The sequence below is a fragment of the Opacimonas viscosa genome, from assembly GCF_024199005.1.
Lineage (GTDB): Bacteria > Pseudomonadota > Gammaproteobacteria > Enterobacterales > Alteromonadaceae > Opacimonas > Opacimonas viscosa.
In genome coordinates this window covers 100,027-116,631 of record NZ_JANATA010000009.1, presented here as the reverse complement: position 1 = coordinate 116,631, position 16,605 = coordinate 100,027, and the positions used below count along the sequence as shown (strand labels likewise).

Below are 16,605 nucleotides of genomic sequence, written 5' to 3'. Positions count from 1 at the left end.
CGGGGGACCTGCGGATTAACAGTCCGTCGCTCTAACCAACTGAGCTAAGGGGGAATCGTAAAACATTCGTTGAAAATGGCTCCCCCTCCCCGATTCGAACGGGGGACCTGCGGATTAACAGTCCGTCGCTCTAACCAACTGAGCTAAGGGGGAACTGAGCTTTTCAACGAGCGCGAATATTAAATATCAGAGCCCTTTGTGTCAACATAAAATATCATTTTTTTTCAAAATAACGCATATTATAGAAATCCTTTTATTTAGAACTATTTGATATTAAAAATTACTGGAATACTGTTTTTGTGTACAGTGTTATAAGAGGAGGTTACAATTTTATTACAGGTCAATGGTAAGGGAATACTAACCTATTTATTCAACAATTCATGTCAAAACTTTGTCATGCAAGGGTTTTTTTAGTTATCCACGAGAGTTGTGGATAAGTGTGTGGATGAAATATTGGCTAGCGCAATTGTTGTTTTTTTGGCACATGCGCTGAAAAAACATACCTGCAAGAAAATTTTTGTTTTATCGTTTTAAATCAGTCACTTAAAAGTTTTCGTGTATATCAATTGCGCAATCTGTTTATTACGTAGACTATAAACTTCACTTGTGTATATTTTTCTCAAAGAAAATTTTCTCTCTCCAAAATGTCAAAAATATGACAGCGTTTTAGCTAATAGTATAATTTCTATTCATTAACCAAAAATAGCGTGTAGTTTCGTCTTGCGAAACGCTATTTTGGATCGATTTCGTGTTATTCTGTGCCTCAAATAATGAGGATAAATCTTTGTCTGAGACAAACAACAAACCAGCAAGTCCCACAGAGCATAGTGTAAACCCTATGTTGACTGGGGATATAAAGACCACACTGCGCAGTATGACGATGCCAATGATCGTAGGCATGGTCATGTTGATGACCTTTGGACTGGTTGATACATTTTTTGTTGCATTGCTTGGCGTCGATGAACTTGCGGCTATTAGTTTCACCTTTCCTGTCACCTTTACCGTGATTAGTCTAAATATCGGTTTAGGTATAGGGACCTCCGCTGTGATTGGCCGCTTGTTAGGAAATCATCAGGTAGCTGAAGCAAAAATAACGGCAACAGCGGCCTTAATGACAGTGTTTGCATTAGTTGGGCTGTTATGTGTCGTTGGTTATCACACGATTCCGATTATTTTTTCTTGGTTGGGGGCTGACGCGCTACTCATTCCACTTATTTATGATTATATGTCTATTTGGTATGCCGCCGGTGTCTTTTTAGCTATACCAATGGTGGGCAATAGTGTGTTACGCGCAGCGGGCGACACTAAATCGCCAAGTATGATTATGGCCAGTGGAGGTGCAATTAATGCCTTATTAGATCCTTTACTGATTTTTGGTTGGGGACCTGTTCCTGCCTTTGGGATCAAAGGCGCAGCGATTGCCACAGGAATTGCATGGGCTGTAGGCGTGATTTGGATTCTTATATTGCTACACAAACGCTCATTGATGACACCGCGTTGGTTAACCTTGAAAGAATATAAAACCCATGCTGCGGGGATCTTAAACATCGGTATTCCTGCGGCAGGGGCGAATATGTTGACCCCGATTGCCGCCGGTGTCGTGACTGCGATTGTCGCTGGTTACGGACCTCATGCTGTTGCTGCTTGGGGCGTGGGTGGACGGTTAGAGTCTATTGCTAGTATTGTGATGCTGGCCTTGTCTATGTCTTTACCGCCTTTGCTATCGCAAAACTTTGGGGCGCAGCAGATAGACCGAGTGAAAGCAGCCTATCAGATTGCGATTAAATTTGTTGTGGGTTTCCAATTGTTGGTATTTAGCGTGTTGTATATCGTGGCAGATTATATTGCTTGGGTGTTTACGAAAGAGACAGAAGTGGCGACCTTGATTGCTTTGTTTTTGATGATTGTACCGCTAGGTTATGGTCTGCAAGGTGTTGTTGTCCTCACTAACTCGGCGTTCAATGCTGTACATCGTCCTATGGCGGCTCTGTGTTTAAATAGTCTGCGTTTGTTCATCTTTTTTGTCCCATTTTGCTATTTGGGCAGTATATATTATGGCCTTACCGGATTGTTTGCAGGCGTGGTCTTAGCCAATGCAGTGATGGCCTTAATCTCTTACGCTTGGTTTATGCGTATGATTAAACAAGAACAATCCACAACGCTTTCCCACTCTTAAGTAATACACGGCGAGATAAAAAATTAAATATGGCTAAAACATTCAATATAAAATCAAAGTATTCGCCAGCGGGTGATCAACCCAAAGCCATTGCTTCGCTGGTCGAGGGGTTAAATGATGGATTGGCGTGTCAGACGCTGTTGGGGGTGACCGGCTCCGGTAAGACGTTCACCATGGCAAATGTGATTTCTGAGGTACAGCGTCCCACCTTAATACTTGCCCACAATAAAACACTAGCCGCTCAGTTATACGGTGAAATGAAAGAGTTTTTCCCAGAAAATGCTGTCGAATATTTTGTCTCTTATTACGATTATTATCAGCCAGAAGCCTACGTACCCAGTACCGATACCTTTATAGAAAAAGATTCCTCCATTAATGAGCATATTGAACAAATGCGTTTGTCAGCGACAAAAGCATTGATGGAGCGTCGTGATGTTGTGATTATCGCGTCTGTTTCCGCCATTTATGGTTTAGGTGATCCTAAGTCCTACATGAAAATGCTCTTACATTTGCGTCAGGGCGATACGATGGACCAACGTGATATTCTACGACGTTTAGCAGAGTTACAATACAAGCGCAATGATTTAGCGTTTGAACGCGGCAGTTTCCGTGTGCGTGGTGATGTGATTGATATTTTCCCTGCCGACTCAGAAAAGCAGGCAGTGCGGGTAGAGTTATTTGATGAAGAGATTGAGCAAATAAGTTTGTTTGATCCCCTAACTGGGGCGGTAGATAAAGTAGTTGCTAGAACCACCGTATTCCCTAAAACACATTATGTGACACCTCGAGAAAAAATCATTGCCGCTGTCGACAATATCAAAGCAGAATTAGCCGAACGTAAAGCACAATTGTTGGAGATGAATAAGCTGATAGAAGAGCAGCGCATTTCCCAGCGGACGCAGTTTGATATCGAAATGATGATGGAGCTGGGGTATTGTTCGGGCATTGAAAACTACTCGCGTTATTTATCCGGCCGTGCTCCCAATGAACCACCGCCGACGCTCTTAGATTACTTTCCCAAAGACGGTTTGTTAATTATCGATGAATCACATGTCACCGTGTCACAAGTCGGTGCGATGTACAAAGGTGACCGCTCCAGAAAAGAAACGCTGGTTGAGTTTGGTTTTCGTCTACCCTCAGCGTTGGATAATCGTCCATTAAAGTTTAATGAGTTCGAACATATTGCCCCACAAACGATATATGTATCTGCCACGCCAGGTAATTATGAGTTAGAAAAGTGTGCCGGTGATGTGGTTGAGCAAGTCGTGCGCCCCACGGGCTTGATTGATCCAGAAATCGAAATCCGGCCAGTCGCGACGCAGGTTGATGATGTGTTGTCCGAAATCCACAAACGCGTTGCGGTCAATGAACGAGTGTTGATTACGACGTTGACCAAAAAAATGGCAGAAGATCTTTCTGAATACCTGAATGAACATGGGGTAAAAGTCCGCTATCTGCATTCGGATATTGATACGGTAGAACGCATCGAAATTATTCGTGATCTGCGGATTGGTAAGTTTGATGTTTTGGTGGGGATTAATTTGCTAAGAGAGGGGCTCGATATGCCTGAAGTCTCGCTAGTTGCTATTTTAGATGCGGATAAAGAAGGCTTTTTGCGAGCGGAAAAGTCATTGATCCAAACCATTGGTCGTGCGGCTCGTCACATCAATGGTCGCGCTATTTTGTATGCTGATCGAATTACCGGCTCCATGAAAAAAGCGATGGACGAAACGGATCGACGTCGGGCAAAACAAGTGGAACACAACACTAAACATGGCATTACTCCGCAAGCTTTGAATAAACCCATTACCGATATTATGGATTTAGGAGATGACAATGCGCATCCAGATTCCGGTAAAGTGAAATTGCGTAAAATTGCTGAGAAAGAAAAGACATACAAGGCTATGACGGCGACGCAAATGATGGATAAAGTGGCTGAGCTAGAAAAAGAAATGTTCACAGCAGCACGCGAGCTTGAGTTTGAAAAAGCGGCGAAATTACGTGACGATATTGAGCTACTGCGCGCTGAAATCGTAAAAATTAGTTAGTTTTGCGATTAATGACGTAAATCCGTAATGATTTGTTGCGTATATATTTTTATTAGCTAGTATTAGTAAGGTATAACAATACATACTTAAAAGGCAAACACATGTTAAATCGCTTGCAAGAGTCGGATATTAAGTTACTCCGAGTCTTTTACGCGGTAGCTTCATGTAACGGATTTACAGCAGCTGAACCGGTTTTGCGTATGCAACGACCTAATATCAGTGCAGCTATCAAAAAATTAGAAGAACGTTTAGATTTGATATTATGCCACCGTGGACGTGGCGGTTTTCAGATTACCAAAGAAGGTGAGGTGGTTTTTCAAGAAACCAAGCGGATTTTCAACGCGTTCGATAATTTCGTATTTAATCTTAAAAATCTTCATGACGACTATTCGGGTCATGTCACCTTGGTGTTGATGGCGGGTTTACCCTTGTCGGTGCATTTGGCGGTGAGTAGAGCGGTCCGTTCGACCATGAAAAAGTTTGATGATATTCACGTCAATATTCAAAATCGTTTATATAACGAGGTTGAACATGTCGCCCAATCGGGTGAATGTCATTTAGTTTTATCTACCTATGATATGGTGAAACCGGAGTCGGTGATTTTTCATTCCACTGGTACATCTTTCGCGGGTCGCATGTATTGTGCGCCTTCGCATCCCTTAGCCAAATACAAAGATAGTTTACCTGCGAATATTAATATTGAAGATTATCCAGCGATTGGTATTTCAGGTTTATCGTCGTCTAATTATATTGGTGAAGACGAGCGCATGAGTATCCAAACCTTCTCTGATTCATTCGACGTATGTATGTCTGCCATTATGACCGGTGAATATGTTGGCTTGTTACCTGATTATATGGCAAGAGAACAAGGTGTAGCGCTTGGCTTAGTGCCTGTCGGTGGTGGAGCCTTATTTAATTTTGAACATGAACTGTTTGTGATGAATGGCAAAAATACTAGATTAAATCCCGTTTTACGTTATCTCATTAAAGAGCTCTGCCACTTTGTGACAGAGTCGCAAAAGCGCTAATTCTGGCTTATTGACTCACTCACTTTTCATAGGTCAGTGGGTCAACAACGTTATTTTCACTAAATGCTTCTAGACGTTCTACACATGCTCCACATTTACCGCAGGCTGCTTCTCGACCGTTGTAACAAGTCCAGCTCTTACTATAATCCAGGCCTAAAGCTAAGCCTTTGCGTAAAATTTCAATTTTACTGTCATGTAAAAATGGGGTCTTTATAGTGACTGACTGGTAGTTTGCAATACGACATACCGCATCCATTTTCTGGACGAACTCTGGGCGACAATCAGGGTAGATAGCATGATCACCAGAATGTGCCCCATAATAAACCGTGTCTGCTTCAAGAGATACCGCATAAGCCACAGCGAGTGATAATAAAATCATATTACGGTTGGGCACTACTGTTGATTGCATGGAGTCTTCTTCATAGTGACCTTCTGGAATTTCTATATCATCAGTCAACGATGAACCACCCAATAAGCTATTTATAGAAGTGATGTCGATCACTTTGTGAGTGATCCCTAGTCCCTTACAGACGTTTTGTGCATACACAATTTCTTTGTTGTGCTTTTGTCCATAATCAAAGGTTAAACACGCAAGCTCCTCAGGCTTTAACCCGTCGTGTATGACTTGGTTAAGTAAGGTATATGAATCCATGCCACCAGAGTAAATAAGCACCGCTTTTTTTTGCATGTTGTTTGTCCTAGGCTAATCGAAGTAAGTCTATCAGGGTTTGTATGTTAAGTGACTATTTTAAGGTATTATACAACGAAGCTAAACAAATAGTGCGTATGTCTTTGAAGGTTATTCCATAATGTCTGAATTTGCGATAAATGAAATTTTTCAATCGGTGCAAGGAGAGGGAAGTCACACAGGGGTTCCATCTATATTTGTACGTTTCCAAGGCTGTCCAGTAGGGTGTCCTTGGTGTGATACTCAGCACACCTGGATAACGGATAAAAAAGATACAATTCCCATTTTGGAACTCGCAACAAAGCGGCAAGAAGCGCCTACTCACGCTATATTTAATAGTGACACCTTATTAGCTGAGTTTACTCGTCGCGGTTACACGGCCAAGCATATCGTGATTACTGGTGGTGAGCCTTGTATGCATGACTTACTGCCACTGACAACTGCCTTGGTAGCAACTGGGTTTTCAGTGCAAATTGAAACCAGTGGTACGTTTCCCGTGCGTGTGCATGACGATGTTTTTGTGACGGTGTCCCCAAAAATCAATATGCCTGGGAAATATCCTATTTTAGCTGAAGCATTGTTGCGTGCCGATGAGATAAAACATGCCATTGCCATGCAAAAACATATTGATGAATTAGATACATTATTGGCAAGTGTTGAATTGACTCAGCAACCGGTCATATTTTTACAACCTATTTCGCAACAAGCGCGAGCAACTGATTTGGCTATCAAAACCTGTATTGCTCGAAATTGGCGCTTATCGTTACAAACACACAAGTTCATTGGTATCGAGTAGGAGTTTTTATGCAATTCATCGCACAACTAGCTTCACGTAGTAAATCTCTGGCATTGCGGTGTTCTACAGTGCTGTTGATAGTTACATTATCTATGTCGCACGCAAGTGCTGCGGTTTGGCAAATTACCTATCCTAAAGCGCTAAATGAAGGGTCTAAGGATTTTTCATATGTGGTTAAGCTCTTGGAGCTTTCACTTTCTAAAACGGGTGTACGTTACACGGTTACGCCTACTGATGACACCCTTTTACAACACAAAGCACTGAATTATTTAAAGGATAATCGTCAAGTAAACGTCGTATGGTCGATGACGGATAAGCAGAGGGAGTCTGATTTGTTACCCATTCGTATCCCTATCTATAAAGGATTGATTGGTTGGCGAGTGTTGCTGATGCATACTGATAATCGCACTCGCTTTGCCCGTTTAGAGGCTGGTGATTTAATGGCTAAAAATTCGGTCCAAGGAATGAATTGGCCGGATACTAAAATTTTGCGAGCCAATGGTTTTTCTGTGATTAATGCCACCGATTATGCTGAAGTATTTCAAACCATGCAACGTGAACAAGCTGACTTTCTGCCACGCTCAGTGATTGAGGTGACTGGCGAGATGGAAAATGCAGGACTGACTAAAAACTTAGTATTAGAAGAAAATTACGTCTTGCGTTACCCCGCAGCGGCTTATTTTTTTGTGAATAAACAAAATAAGATCTTAGCCAAATTACTCCAGCGCGGTTTGGATATGGCAATCGCTGATGGTTCTTTTGATCAGTTATTTACAGAAACATATATGCCAATGCTCAAGGCATTAAATGTGCCAGACAGAGTGATGTTGAATTTGGCCAATCCTTTGTTGCCAGAGGCGACTCCTTTATCTAATCCCGCTTTGTGGTTCGAACAATAAGTGTTCGTGCAATAAAAAAGGTGGTGTCCTTACGGAAACCACCTTATTAAGTGTTAATCAGTTCACCTATTCACCCTTTTATCAGCCTATCTATCAACCCATCTTTGATGTGACTAATGTGGCTTGGGTGTCGATGTTGTTGTAGCCTGTTTATTCTTGGCTTTGGTGTACATCTTTCATGGAGCGACCAGAAGGATCAGCATTATTTTTAAAGCTCTCATCCCACTCTAAAGCTTCGACTGTCGAACAAGCAATAGATTTACCACCTGGCACACACTTCGCGGCACTTTCTTGCGGGAAGTAACCCTCAAAGATAGTACGGTAGAAGAAACCTTCTTTCGTATCTGGCGTATTCACTGGGAAGCGGAATTCAGCATTAGCTAGCTGTTGGTCTGTGACTTCTTGTTCTACAAAATCACGAATAGAGTCAATCCAGGAATAACCTACGCCATCACCAAACTGTTCTTTTTGACGCCAAAGCACTTCATCAGGTAAATAAGTATTATCGTCAAAGGCTTTACGTAAGATCCATTTCTCCATTTTGCCATCAAGACACATTTTATCTTGAGGATTAAGACGCATCGCAACATCAATGAAGTTTTTGTCCAAGAATGGTACACGAGCCTCAACGCCCCAAGCGGAAGTTGATTTATTAGCACGAGCACAATCAAACATGTGTAAGCGGTCTAGCTTACGCACGGTTTCTTCATGGAATTCTTTTGCGTTAGGTGCTTTGTGGAAATATAAGTAACCACCGAAGATCTCATCAGCACCCTCACCAGAAAGTACCATTTTAATACCCATTGCTTTAATTTTACGGGTCATCAAGTACATCGGAGTAGCCGCACGGATAGTCGTTGTGTCATACGTTTCTAAGTAATATATGACATCACGAATAGCATCTAAACCTTCTTGGATAGTGAAGTTGATTTCATGGTGTACTGTCCCAATCATGTCCGCTACCTTTTGCGCAGCTACCAGGTCTGGAGCACCTTTAAGGCCAACTGCAAAAGAGTGAAGGCGAGGCCACCACGCATCAGACTGGCTATCATCTTCCACGCGTTTTGCTACGTATTGGGCTGCAACAGCAGACACTAGAGATGAGTCTAAGCCACCGGATAATAAGACTGCGTATGGTACGTCAGACATTAGGTGAGACTTCACTGAGTCTTCAAAGGCTTTTTTCAAATCATCTAAATTCGTTGTATTGTCTTTGACCGCGTCATAAGACATCCAATCACGTTGATAATATTTAACTAACTTACCTGTTTTGCTATCAAGATAATGTCCAGGAGGGAACTCTGAAACCGTTTTACATACCGGAACTAAAGATTTCATCTCGGATGCGACATAAAAATTACCATGTTCATCATAACCGGTATACAAAGGAATAATACCAATATGGTCTCGGGCAATAAGGTATGAATTCGTGGTTTCATCATACAAAATAAAAGCAAACATACCTTCTAGTTTGTCAATGAACTCGGCGCCAAATTTTTTGTATAAGGGCAGAATAACTTCACAATCAGAACGTGTTGCAAAATCGTAGTCTGCAGCAAATTCAGCAGCTAGAGCTTGGTGATTATAAATTTCGCCATTTACAGCAAGAGCTTGTTGTTGGTCATTTGAGATAAGTGGCTGAGCGCCTGTGTCAACATCTACAATGGCGAGACGTTCGTGACATAAGATTGCATTGTCATTATTCCAAATACCCGACCAGTCTGGGCCACGATGGCGAAGTAATTTGGCAAGCTCTAAGGCTTGGGTGCGAAGCTCTGTGACATCAGATTTGATGTCCAGGATCCCGAATATACCACACATAAATTGGTTCTCTTTGTTTGAAATTAATTGTCTAAAGGCTACACAACTGTCGTTTCTCAGAAAGTATGAGGTGAGGTGTATTTATTCTTTTGCGATGGTTTTATTATTTTTAACTCGCGCCCGCGTACAATGTGCCATTTTACAGCGAAATTGCAAGTCTAAATGTGATTTATCCATAAAAAAGGCCGGAAAAACCGACCTTTTGTTGTTGTGGTATTTACGTCTCTATAAATTGTTAACGCTCAAGGGCAAAACCCTGATGTTGTTATAACGATTTATTTACGTTGGAACTCACTAGAAGCAGACCACTGTGGCCAGTTATCTGTATTGGCGACATGATAACCGACATCGAACAATAAACGTGCATCTTGTTCAATGCCACTGAAATCGAAACTGTCACGATATTGATCGCACACCTGGTGATAGCAGCCGCGGACAATTACTTGAGTGCGTTTACGATAAGCGGCGGTTTCTTCATCAACAGGCTCTGAACCACCCGATGCATATAATGCCGGTACTCCTTGTTTAGCAAAGCTGAAATGATCAGAACGGTAATAATAACCCGCTTCAGGTTTATCTTCTTGAGTCAGGTAGCGACCTTGTCTTTTTGCAGTGTTATCTAAGTACGTTTCTAGCTCAGATTTGCCCATACCCACGACGGAAATATCTTTTGTTTTACCCAAGACGTTCAGCGCATCCATATTGATATTGGCAACCGTTTTCGCCAATGGAATAATAGGGTTGTCAGCATAGTATTTTGAGCCTAATAACCCTTGCTCTTCCGCTGTGACGATGAGGAAGGATACCGAACGCTCAGGCGCAACAGGTAATGAAGCAAACGCTTCAGCCATAGCTAGCGCTGCAGCTGTACCGGTAGCATTGTCATGGAGACCATTGTAGATTTGGTCACCTTCTTTACTCTCATCCTTACCTAAATGGTCCCAATGTGCGGTGTAGATTATATGTTCATCAGGGCGTTTTGAGCCTTTGACAGTGGCGAAAACATTGTAGCTTTTTGACGCTTTAAACGTGTTTTTTACGGTAGCGTTGGCTGCAATATTCAACGCGCTGTGATAGGGCCCTTTAATCGCTGCGGCTTTTTCAGTTGCAAAATCTTTACCCGCAGCCGCAAATACTTTTTCTGCGGCCTCAAGGGTTAACCAACCTTCCATTGCGACCCGGCTGGCACCGCCGTCAGGAGAAACTAACCCGTATTGCGGGCCACTCCAACTATTTGCTACGACTGACCAGCCATATGATGCTGGAGCAGTTTCATGAACAATGAGTGCAGCTTCAGCACCTTGGCGACTGGCTTCTTCGTATTTATAGCTCCAACGCCCATAATAGGTCATTGTTTTACCTTGGAATACATCACCTTCAGGATTTTCAAACCCCGGATCGTTGACCAAAATGACAACGGTCTTCCCTTTTACATCCAGACCGGCATAATCATTCCAATTGTATTCAGGCGCATTGACACCATAACCAACGAATACCAATTCGGAGTCTTTTAGGTTGATCGTATCCACTTCTCGTTTGGAATTTAAGACCATGTCAGTTTTATAAGCGAACGTGTCCGCACCAATCTGTAAGGACATATTGGTATCAGCTGTGATTTCCATCAAAGCGACTTCTTGTAAAAAACTGTCACCGTTACCCGGTGCTACACCATAGGATGTGAGGTTACTTATTAAGTAATCGAGGGTTTTTTCTTCACCAATAGTGGTGGGTAAACGTCCTTCAAATTCATCAGAAGCAAGCACTTTTGCATGCGCTTTGACTTTATCGGTGCTAATGAGTTTTTGGGCGAGTTCGAAATGTGCCTGATTTTGGCTATTTTCGTTCTTGGTAGGTGCTGCCGGTTGTCCAGTTTTATCTGTGTCAGATTGTGCTGTGTCGGTACAACCCATTAGGGTTAAAGACACTAGGGCACTCGCAAGGAGTGTTTTTTTCATATTGTTATACTCTCAATTTTAAATGCTTGCTCAGTATATTGAAAATTAATTGGGATGCAAACTGAGGTAAAAAAATGGCAGTGCGTTGTCAACCCAACGACTGCCATGTGTATTGTTAAGTGTGTGATTAAATGCGTTTCAAACTCAGTTTAAAACCATATAAATTAAAGATAAGCCATACACTACGATAGTGGGGATCGCCGCGAGTAGCACACTTTTTTGGAATGTAAAACGCGTCCAAGTACCAATCGCACATGCCGCGATATAAATACTTAAAAACGTCTCAATACGGATAGCGTTTAAAAAATTAAACCAATGCGAATCAATGCCCACTCCGAAAATAAAAGCTAGTGATGTCGCAGAGATTGCTTGTAACTCGATCTGTCCAGCATTGTTTGTCAGTAGAATGGCTAATACAGAGGCGAGTGAACCAATGACAATTGGCATTGCCATCCACCAAGTAGCGCCATACCAATCAGTGAATCCCATGACATTTTCTTCGTCAGAACGGGTCACTAAGTTATAGTAAACCGCAACAATCGCATTGATGATAATTAAACCCACAATACCGCCAATGCCACCCCATAGTGCTAGCGTATCTGGTTGCTGGAATTGCATAATAGTGTCAATCTCAGCCGGACTTAAATCTTGGAAGTCAGCGTGAGTAGTACTTACGTACTCTGTGTACCAAGTAGGATCTACCGAAGAGAAGTACAGGTAGTTTGGTAAAATGGCTAAAATAGAAACAATAATAAAAGGGATCCAAGACCAGTTATTATGTGTTTTTAAAGCTTCAAATACCGCAGCGGGTCTGAAAAATATATCATTACATGCTTGGATTGGATTCGTCACTTGCGTCATGTTGCGTTCCTGTTATTGTTTGATTTCCACAGTAAATGATAAAACATCAGAAGTAAAAATGTCGTTTTAATTTGTTAACAAATGTGAAATTCATATTCGAAACATATCGATACAAAATACTCGAATAAGTAATTTGATTTCATTGGGCATTTTTTAGGACTGTGTCTATTATGTGACACATAATCTTTTTAATAAGGACATTCGATGATAGAGATATCTCAACTGGCGAAAAAATTTAAGGTAGAAAACCCTAAAAAACTCAGCGAGCAAGAAAAAAAAGATCCTCGCTTAAAAGGGCGTTTTTTTCATTCTGTACAAAATGTCAATTTTAGCTGTGACAAAGGTCAAGTATTGGGCTTATTAGGTCCCAACGGCGCAGGGAAAACGACGACGCTTCGCATGCTTTCCACCGCCTTACAGCCCGATGGTGGTTCGATTAAAATTAACGGTGTAGATGTGTTACAAGATCCTATTCTAGCTCGTAAAAGCATTGGTTTTTTATCGGGTTCCACCGGTTTATATGGACGCTTGACGGGACGTGAAAATATCGCTTATTTTGGCAAGCTACACGGCATGACCGATCAGCAAATTACCCAAAAGATAGATGAATTATCTGCCGTGTTGGAACTTGATACGTTTTTAGAACGCCGTTCGGAAAACTTCTCTACAGGGATGAAGCAACGTATATCTATCGCTCGAGCTGTAGTGCATGATCCTGCTGTGGTGATTTTAGATGAACCCACCACAGGATTAGATATCATGGCGACCCAGACGGTAATTGAGTTTATTAAAACCCTAAAAGCACAAAACACGCCTGTGATTTTTTCCACTCATCATCTAGATGAAGTCAAAGAGTTATGCGATACGGTCACCGTGATCAGTGAAGGCACTACCAAATACAATGGTGATCTAGCCTCTTTCGAAAGTCTGGCGCCAGGTTCACTTCATCAATCGTTTATTACGAGCATTAGCTAAGGAGAGTATTATGTGGTTAGTATTTACTAAAGAAATCAAAGAGTTATTGCGCGATCGTAAAACATTGTTTTTTATGGTGGCATTACCTCTGTTACTTTTTCCTTTGATTTTTGGTAGCGTAGCCTATTTTTCCGGCAAAGTGATCAAAGAAGCGCAAGAAAAAACCTTGAATTATGCTTTGATCGGCGCTCAATACGCGCCAGAGTTTGCGGCAAAAATGGCGGCTAGAGACGATTTGCTTCTGATAGAAACCACCGTGACTCGGGCTGACGAAGCCGGTATAAAAGCCCTCGTTACCGAGCAGACTGTCGATTTTGTCCTAGTCGTACCTGAGAATTTTTCGAATGATATTATAACGGCTGGGCAGTTAACGTTATCTTTGTATTTAAATGACGCAGGTCTAAATAACGCGCAAAGACGTGTTTATGAAGTCATTGATGACATTGCTATTGTCAACCAAGCCGATGCTTTTGCGCGATTGGGAGTGAGCGAAGAAATCCAAGTCGGATTGTTAGATCCGATTCTCATTGAGAAGATCTCAACCGCCGACAAACGTGAAGATCTAGGCGAGAAAATTGGTGGGCTCGTCCCATACTTGGTGTTTATCTTATGTTTACAAGGAGCCATGTTACCTGCGACCGATATTGGCGCGGGTGAAAAAGAGCGGGGTACTTTAGAAACGTTACTTATTTCTCCGATTCCAAGAAATCAGCTCGTATTGGGTAAATTTTTCACAATTGCGTTTGCTGGGGTGACCTCAGCTATGATCACCGTCGGAAGTCTATTTGTCTGGGGCGTGGTGATGTCACAAGGTATGGCAATTAAGCTATTAACAGAATTTATGGGAGCGATCAGTGCCTTAGATTTCGTTTTGATGTTTTTAATGCTTATCCCAGTCGTGGCTATTTTCTCTGCGGTATTACTCAGTTTATCTATCTATGCAAAAAGTTTTAAAGAAGCGCAAGGTTATATGACACCGTTGGTGTTTGTAGTGATTGTGCCCATTATTATTGCCATGTTGCCCGGGATAAAATTAGAAGGGATATATGCTTGGATCCCGTTAACAAATGTGGCTTTAGCTATCAAAGAGCTAATTAAAGGCACCATGGATTATGTTGCGTTGGTCCCCATTTTCTTATCGACGACGTTCATTGCCGGCGTATTAATTGCTTTTTGTACGTATTGGTTCAAACAGGAGAAGGTATTATTTCGCTAGGCTAGATAGCCCTCGTTTTAACCGCTGTAAATTTTATTATTTACAAACATGCTGACAAGTCCCCGTACCAACCCATTTTTGGTACGAGGGCTTGCTGGTTTTACTCTCCAAGAACAACTCCATATTATAGTTCTATTTTCACGTGCCGATAACAATGTACTGATGGACATCCACTACCCAAAGGAACCGGGTTTATGCAAGCATTGACACAAATCGATACACTATGGCTATTGTTTTGTTCTAGTTTACTTCTACTTATGCAGACAGGTTTTGTCTGTCTTGAATCCGGACTGATTCGCTCTAAAAACAATATCAATGTGGTGATGAAAAACCTACTTGATCTGTGTGTCGCATTTTTGGGTTATGGTTTCGTTGGTTTTAGTATCATGTTCCTGATCGGCGCAGACTCTATTTTTGCTATCCACCCCTTGGTGTCTGAACAGCCTGTGTTTGTCTTTGTTGTCTTTGTGTTCCAAGCGATGTTTTGTGCCACCACGGCAACAATAGTATCGGGTGCCGTTGCTGAACGGATGTCATTTGGTGGTTATGCATTCATTACGGCCATTGTTGCAACCTGTATTTACCCCATTGTCGGTAGTTGGGTATGGGGTGGGGTTTTAGGGCACCCAAGTTCTTTGAATTGGCTGGCAAATATAGGTTTCTACGATTTTGCAGGCTCCACAGTTGTCCATTCAGTCGGTGGTTGGGTTGCCCTTGCCGCGATTCTTTTTATTGGTCCTCGCTTGGGTCGATACGATAATGATGGACAAGATATTCATCCATCATCAATCACCTTTGCCTGTTTAGGCTCTTTACTTATTTGGATTGGCTGGATTGGTTTTAATGGCGGTTCATTACTGCGCTTTGATGATACGGTATCAAAGGTGATTACCAATACCATCATGGCAGGAGTTTCTGGTTTATCTGCAGGCCTGATTTATAGCTATGTCAAATATGGTAAACCGCTTGTGTTACCGATGGTCAATGGCGGTCTGGTCGGTCTGATATCAGTAACAGGGTCCGCTGACTTGATGTTACCCTACCAAGCGATTCTGTTTGGTTTGGTCGGTGGGTTGATCCCAATGCCTGTATATGATTGGTTAAACAAGCATAAAATTGACGATGCGATTGGTGCCGTCCCTGTGCATTTAGCGGGTGGCATCTATGCGACGTTTGCCACTGCCTTTGTGTTGACCAAAACCAATGATAAATCTTTGATTGAGAATTTATTAATCCAAGGACTTGGCGTTATTGTGGTTGGTATTTTTGTATTCGGTACCACCTATTTACTGCTTTGGCTATGTTCTCACTTCATTCATTTTCGCGTTAATCCAGAACATGAACTCATCGGCTTAAATCAAAGTGAGCACGATTTGGTAGGGACAAATGCGGATATGCTGACACAACTCACGAATATGATAAAACAAGGCGGTTCGACGCAAAAAATCAGTGTTGACAAATACTCTGATAGTTACCAAGTCGCCCAACAATACAATAAAATAGTGGATATGTTTGCACGTCAAGCTCGAAAAAATGAACACGATTTGGAAAAAGCGCTGCATTTTGCCAGTCACGATGATTTGTCTGGCTTGCATAATCGTTTTGCCTTTAATCAAGCACTCAATAAAGAGAGTGAAAATTTACAGCGCTACGGCGGCACATACTGCGTCGCTATTTTGGATATCGATTTTTTCAAAAAAATTAACGATACCTATGGGCATGATGTGGGTGATGAAGCGATTCAACATGTTGCTCAATTACTGAAAAAGAATGTCAGAACCACCGATACTTTAGCTCGGATTGGTGGCGAGGAGTTTGCGATAATCTTTCCGCATATTGATTTAGTGGTTGCATTTGAGCTACTCAATAAACTAAAAAATATTATACAAAATACACCATTAAAAGCATCCAACAATACCAATATCCCAATTACCTTGAGTGGTGGCATCACACTCATGCAACAAAATGAAGATCCCAACCAAGCGTTAAAAAGAGCAGATAATGGTTTGTACCAAGCCAAGAATAATGGTCGCAATCGCATCGAAATATGTGAAGAAAGTGAAGAGTCCATTGCGTAAACACATACTTTGCTGAGACGCATTTACTCCTAAATGCTCTCAAACTACAAACATCCACCTAATA

12 protein-coding genes and 1 tRNA gene are annotated in these 16,605 nt (G+C 41.9%); 8 read left to right on the top strand and 5 right to left on the bottom strand.

Going from position 1 to position 16,605, the window contains the following annotated elements:
* Positions 1-76: 76 nt before the first annotated feature.
* A tRNA-Asn gene (locus NLF92_RS06865) sits at positions 77-153 on the bottom strand.
* 685 nt (positions 154-838) lie between these two features.
* Here NLF92_RS06865 and NLF92_RS06860 point away from each other — a divergent pair.
* The 3 genes from NLF92_RS06860 (at position 839) to NLF92_RS06850 (ending at position 5,252) form a co-directional block, all read left to right on the top strand.
* Positions 839-2,176 carry an MATE family efflux transporter gene (locus NLF92_RS06860; RefSeq protein WP_254100157.1) on the top strand — a complete coding sequence of 446 codons (1,338 nt, stop codon included), beginning with the start codon at positions 839-841 and terminating at the stop codon, positions 2,174-2,176.
* 29 nt (positions 2,177-2,205) lie between these two features.
* Complete coding sequence (uvrB, locus tag NLF92_RS06855; protein ID WP_254100147.1) at positions 2,206-4,224, top strand: excinuclease ABC subunit UvrB; 2,019 nt, start codon at positions 2,206-2,208, stop codon at positions 4,222-4,224.
* A 101-nt stretch (positions 4,225-4,325) separates the two neighbouring features.
* Complete coding sequence (locus NLF92_RS06850) at positions 4,326-5,252, top strand: LysR family transcriptional regulator (protein WP_254100145.1); 927 nt, start codon at positions 4,326-4,328, stop codon at positions 5,250-5,252.
* A gap of 19 nt (positions 5,253-5,271) precedes the next feature.
* On the opposite strand, the gene queC is transcribed toward NLF92_RS06850, so the two are convergent.
* Positions 5,272-5,940: a 7-cyano-7-deazaguanine synthase QueC gene (gene queC, locus NLF92_RS06845; RefSeq protein ID WP_254100143.1), complete on the bottom strand. Its 669-nt coding sequence runs from the start codon at positions 5,938-5,940 to the stop codon at positions 5,272-5,274.
* Between the two features lie 121 nt (positions 5,941-6,061).
* On the opposite strand from queC, the gene queE reads away from it, so the two are divergent.
* Together queE and NLF92_RS06835 are read left to right on the top strand one after the other, a co-directional pair.
* On the top strand, positions 6,062-6,736 hold the full coding sequence (gene queE / locus NLF92_RS06840) for a 7-carboxy-7-deazaguanine synthase QueE (protein WP_254100141.1): 675 nt from the start codon (positions 6,062-6,064) through the stop codon (positions 6,734-6,736).
* Between the two features lie 8 nt (positions 6,737-6,744).
* On the top strand, positions 6,745-7,635 hold the full coding sequence (locus tag NLF92_RS06835; protein ID WP_254100139.1) for a transporter substrate-binding domain-containing protein: 891 nt from the start codon (positions 6,745-6,747) through the stop codon (positions 7,633-7,635).
* Positions 7,636-7,785: 150 nt separating this feature from the next.
* Here the strand turns inward: NLF92_RS06835 and asnB are convergent, their stop codons facing one another.
* From asnB to NLF92_RS06820, 3 genes are all read right to left on the bottom strand, one after another.
* Positions 7,786-9,456 carry an asparagine synthase B gene (gene asnB / locus NLF92_RS06830; RefSeq protein ID WP_254100137.1) on the bottom strand — a complete coding sequence of 557 codons (1,671 nt, stop codon included), beginning with the start codon at positions 9,454-9,456 and terminating at the stop codon, positions 7,786-7,788.
* A gap of 275 nt (positions 9,457-9,731) precedes the next feature.
* Positions 9,732-11,411, bottom strand: a complete 1,680-nt coding sequence (locus tag NLF92_RS06825; RefSeq protein ID WP_254100135.1) for a M28 family metallopeptidase — start codon at positions 11,409-11,411, stop codon at positions 9,732-9,734.
* A 144-nt stretch (positions 11,412-11,555) separates the two neighbouring features.
* A complete protein-coding gene (locus NLF92_RS06820; protein WP_254100133.1) occupies positions 11,556-12,272 on the bottom strand; it encodes a YIP1 family protein in 717 nt (238 codons plus the stop codon).
* A gap of 204 nt (positions 12,273-12,476) precedes the next feature.
* Here NLF92_RS06820 and NLF92_RS06815 point away from each other — a divergent pair, with 204 nt between their 5' ends.
* The 3 genes from NLF92_RS06815 (at position 12,477) to NLF92_RS06805 (ending at position 16,541) form a co-directional block, all read left to right on the top strand.
* Positions 12,477-13,247: an ATP-binding cassette domain-containing protein gene (locus NLF92_RS06815; protein WP_254100131.1), complete on the top strand. Its 771-nt coding sequence runs from the start codon at positions 12,477-12,479 to the stop codon at positions 13,245-13,247.
* Positions 13,248-13,257: 10 nt separating this feature from the next.
* Entirely contained in the window at positions 13,258-14,463 is a 1,206-nt protein-coding gene (locus NLF92_RS06810) for an ABC transporter permease (protein WP_254100129.1), read from the top strand.
* 194 nt (positions 14,464-14,657) lie between these two features.
* Positions 14,658-16,541 (top strand): ammonium transporter, encoded by a 1,884-nt coding sequence (locus tag NLF92_RS06805; protein WP_254100127.1) that lies wholly within the window; start codon positions 14,658-14,660, stop codon positions 16,539-16,541.
* Positions 16,542-16,605 lie beyond the last annotated feature (64 nt).